This window comes from Protofrankia sp. CiT1 (assembly GCF_917627335.1).
Lineage (GTDB): Bacteria > Actinomycetota > Actinomycetes > Frankiales > Frankiaceae > Protofrankia.
The window spans coordinates 1-4372 of the sequence record NZ_CAKJTP010000230.1; the positions used below are offsets into that span (position 1 = coordinate 1).

The 4372-nt window shown below is 69.0% G+C and carries 3 protein-coding genes; 1 reads left to right on the forward strand and 2 read right to left on the reverse strand.

Translation table 11 applies throughout. The features are described 5' to 3' along the window. Positions 1-697: 697 nt before the first annotated feature. Complete coding sequence (locus MJ785_RS20515) at positions 698-1900, reverse strand: acetyl-CoA acetyltransferase (protein ID WP_239312218.1); 1203 nt, start codon at positions 1898-1900, stop codon at positions 698-700. 1 nt (position 1901) lies between these two features. Next, positions 1902-3359: an OB-fold domain-containing protein gene (locus MJ785_RS20520; protein ID WP_239312220.1), complete on the reverse strand. Its 1458-nt coding sequence runs from the start codon at positions 3357-3359 to the stop codon at positions 1902-1904. A 247-nt stretch (positions 3360-3606) separates the two neighbouring features. Here MJ785_RS20520 and MJ785_RS20525 point away from each other — a divergent pair, with 247 nt between their 5' ends. Then, positions 3607-4371 carry an SDR family NAD(P)-dependent oxidoreductase gene (locus MJ785_RS20525; RefSeq protein WP_239312222.1) on the forward strand — a complete coding sequence of 255 codons (765 nt, stop codon included), beginning with the start codon at positions 3607-3609 and terminating at the stop codon, positions 4369-4371. The last annotated feature ends 1 nt before the right edge of the window (position 4372 follow it).

The following is a 4372-nucleotide window of genomic DNA, read 5'->3' on the forward strand; positions in this document are numbered from 1 at the left end:
GATCCACGCCCCTATTGCCAGGCGCTCTAAACCGATGTTCCCTGTGGAGCCCTTGCCGATCATCTGATCGTCCTTCGTCGATAGCGCACGTGACCTGGTGACGATGTGGCCATGTCCCTGGCCCCGGCCGCGAACACCCACATGTGGCCGCAAACCGGCAGGAGCTCTCCCGAGCAACGCTTCGTACTCACGACTGCCCCCGTGCAGGAACTCAACCCAGCTGGCATGACTACGCAGGCGCGAACTCTAGCAGGACATCGAGTGCGCATCTACGGCATTTTTTGCTTCTTCCATCAATATTTTCGGAACAGCTGGGTCCTGATCTCCGCACACGACGAAATACTGCTGACAGTAATGAAAGACCACTCATAGAGTGACAGAGTCATGGTGCGCCCATAGGGATATCCGCCGCGGCTGGAACGGCCACGGGGAGCTGCTCGCCCGGCTCTTCGCTGGTCGGGCTCTTCGCTGGTCATGTCGCCGGACAGGCCTGATCGCGGTGGGCCGCACGGTGGGCCCGGCTCGCTCCGCCCACTGGCTCCACGCCTGCTTCCCGCGGGCACACGAACAACAGGGGCATGGCCGGGACGAATCGTCCTGGCCATGCCCCTGTTGTCGGCACTGCCCCCCGGGGGTTGCTGCCCCCGGGGTCACTGTCCCCGAATCACTGTCCCCGGATCGTCGGCGGTGAGCCCGATCAGGCGGAAGGCTCCGAGCCGACGATCGACACGAACGACACGCACTCGCCGGGCCCGCCGCCCAGGTTGTGGGTCATGCCGAGCTTCTTGCCCGCGGCGACCGTGGAGATCGTGCGCTCCGGCGGAGCCTCGCCGCGCAGCTGCAGCCAGCACTCGAACATCATCCGGAGGCCGGACGCCCCGATCGGATGCCCGAAGGCCTTCAGGCCACCGTCCGGGTTCACCGGCAGGTCACCGGTGAGGTCGTAGGTGCCGGCGAGCACCTCCTTCCAGCCGAACCCGCGCTCGGCGAAGCCGAGGTCCTCCATGAGGACGAGCTCAGTCGGGGTGAAGCAGTCGTGCACCTCGGCGAGGGCGATCTCAGCCCGCGGGTCGGTCACGCCGGCCTGGGCGTAGGCGTCCGTGGCCGAGGCGACGACTTCGGGGAACGTGGTGTAGTCGTAGTCCGGGTCGGAGTTGCCGGTAGCCGGTCCGGCGATGAACGACAGCGCCTTGATATAGATCGGCTTGTCGGTGTAGCGGTGGGCGTCCTCGGCCCGCACCACGATGGCCGCGGCCGATCCGTCGCTCACACCGGAGCAGTCGAAGATGCCCAGCGGGCCGGCGACCAGCGGCGCGTTGCAGATAACGTCCTTGGCCACCTCCTTGCGGAACTGCGCCCGGGGGTTCTTCGCGCCGTTGACGTGGTTCTTCCAGGCGATACGGGTCAGGACATCCTTCATCTCGTCGGTGTCCACGCCGTACTTCTTGGCGTAGGCAGGCGCGAGCAGGCTGAAGTTCGCCGGTGCGGTGGTGTCCGAGCCGGTCCCGTCGGATGGCGGGGCGGAGCCGACCAAGCCGGAGAACCCGGAGTCCTTGAGCTTTTCCACACCGATCGCCATGGCGATGTCGTAGGCGCCGCTGGCCACCGCGTAGCAGGCGTTGCGCAGCGCCTCCGAGCCGGTGGCGCAGTAGTTCTCCAGCCGGGAGACCGGCTTGTAGGGCAGCCGCAGCGGACGCGAGAGCGTCAGCCCGGAGTTGCCCGAACCCATCGTGCCGAGCCAGTAGGCGTCGACGTCGTCCCGGGAGAGCCCCGCCGAGGCGTAGGCCGCCTGGGAGGACTCGATCAGCAGGTCGTCGACGGAGGAGTCCCAGCGTTCCCCGAACGACGTGCAGCCCATGCCGACGATGGCAACCTTGTCCCTGATCCCGCGTGACGCCATCTCAGGCCTCCTGCCCATCGGTACCGCCCGCGGCCCGCACCGGGCGGGCCTTCCAGAAGTAGTTGTGGATGCCCCGCGCGGTGTTCACCTTGCGGAAGGTCATCTCGACCCGGTCACCGATGGCGACGCTGTCCGGGTCGACGTCGGTCAGCTCACACTTGAACCGGCCGCCGCCGTCGATGTCGATAACCACCGCGACCAACGGCGGGCTCGGGGTGAAGGCAAGCCGGTCGATCGTGAAGGTCGCCACCGTGCCGTAGGTGTCGGCGAGGCGCTGCGGCGTCATGTGGTCCACCGCACCGCACGCCCGGCAGACCCGGGCGGGCGGCAGATGCCGGGTGCCGCACTCGTCGCAGCGGGAGCCGGTGAAGCCGTACTTCCAACCGGCGTTGCGCTCGGCCGGCGGGGCGGCGTAGGCGTCCGGGTCGGGACGCCGGGGTGGTTCGGTCGAGAGCCGGCCCCGCCAGGTGAGGAAGTCGGCGTACCGCAGGGTGTCCCGCCCGCCGGCGATCTGTGTCGCCACCGAGAGCGCGGGCCGGCGGGCGGCCAGGGCCTCGGTGGTACGCAGCGCCACCGCGGTCGCGCCGTCCCCGAGGACGACGACGACGATCGTCCTGCCCGCCTCTGCCCTGTCGAGGGTGTCGGCGAGCAGCAGACCGGCGTGGGCGGTCCCGGTGTTGCCGACGCTCTTGGCCAGCCCATCGACGAGGGCGTCAGCCCGTGCGCCCGCGCGCTTGGTGAAGGAAGCCACGGAGCGCGCGTGCAGGCCGGTCACGATGAGGTGATCGATCTGGTCCGGGGTCAGGTCGATCTGCTTGAGCAGATCGGCGAAGGCCCGGTCGGCGAGCGGCACGTAGATCGACTCACCGAACCGCTCCTCCCAGACCCGCGAGTGGTCGTCCCCTGGGACGCGCCACCGGTCGAGGAACTCCTCGGTGGCCGAGGCACTCGCGAGAATTTCGGCGATCACCGGCGCGTCCGCGGTGCCCGGCCCGACGAGCAGCGCCGCCGCGCCGTCACCGCCGTCACGCTCGTCCGCGCCACCGGGAAGGCCGGTGCGGATGTCCGACAGCACGACCAGCGTCGGCTCCGTCGCCGCGTTCGCGGCCAGCAGCGCCCCCACGCCAGACCGCACCGAACCGATCATGTCGACCGCGAGTACGGATTCGTCCAGTCCCAGGGCGGCATGGATGGCCGTGGCATTGGTCTTGTCCAGGTAAGCCGGCGCCGTCGTGGCGAAGTAGAGCTGCTTGGGACCGGACGCGTGTGGGCCGGCGGCAGCCGCGGACCCCCGCAGCGCGGCCCTCGCCGCTTCCACGCCCAGGGACGTCGTGTCCTCGTCGTAGGAGGCCACCGTGCGTGTGCCGGAACCCCCACGGGCACCAAGCGTGGCAGCCACGGCCTTGCGCTGGAGCCGGTGGTAAGGCAGGTAGGCGCCGTAGGCAAGTAGACCCGACATCGTTCTCCCGACGCAGTGTGGCGGAGCTGACCGCTCTGTCGTGGCGGACGTGGGCGAGACTCGGCACTTCCGCGTGACGGCAGAGGACATGTAATGAGTCAGATGCTTGCACGATTTCTGGTAGTGGGCAAGCAACCGCGAAGGTCGCCCGCCAACCGACGGGAGGCCGCGGGCGCGGCAATCCTTACATCCAAAATAGTTATATGATATGACGCCAACAGGGACCCGCCAGAGAGGAGCACGGCAGATGACCGAGGCACTTGAGGGCAAGGTCGCCATCGTGACTGGCGCCGCCCGCGGGATCGGGGCCGCCATTGCCGCCGCGCTCGCACAGGCGGGTGCCGCGGTGGCCGTAGCCGATCTCGACGGCGCCGCCGCGGCCGCGGCCGCGGACACACTGACCGCCGACAAGCCGGCCGGCCGCGCCCTCGGCGTCACCCTCGACGTCACCGACACGGCAAGCGTGCTCGCCGCGGTCGAGGGGGTGCGGGCAGAGCTCGGCGAGATCGACATTCTCGTGAACAACGCCGGGGTCGATGTGATCGGCCCGTTTGTCGACAGCGACGAGACAACCTGGCGACGCCTGGTGGACGTCAACCTGCTCGGCACCATCCGCTGTAGCCGGGCGGTCCTCGACAGCATGGTGGAACGCCGGTCAGGACGCATCATCAACATCGCGTCGGACGCCGGGCGGGTCGGATCATCCGGCGAGGTGGTCTACTCCGCCACCAAGGGCGGGGTCATCGCGTTCGCCAAGGCACTCGCGCGCGAGGTCGCACCCAGCGGGATCACAGTCAACGCCGTCTGCCCCGGCCCGACCGACACCGCCCTGCTCGACCAGGTCGCCGAGGTCAGCCAGCGCCTCTACGACTCGCTTGCGCGAGCCGTCCCGATGAAGCGGATCGGGCAGCCCACCGACATCGCCCCGGCCGTTGTCTTCCTCGCCTCCCCCGCCGCCGGCTACATCACCGGACAAACACTGTCAGTCAGCGGCGGATTGACGATGAGCTAAG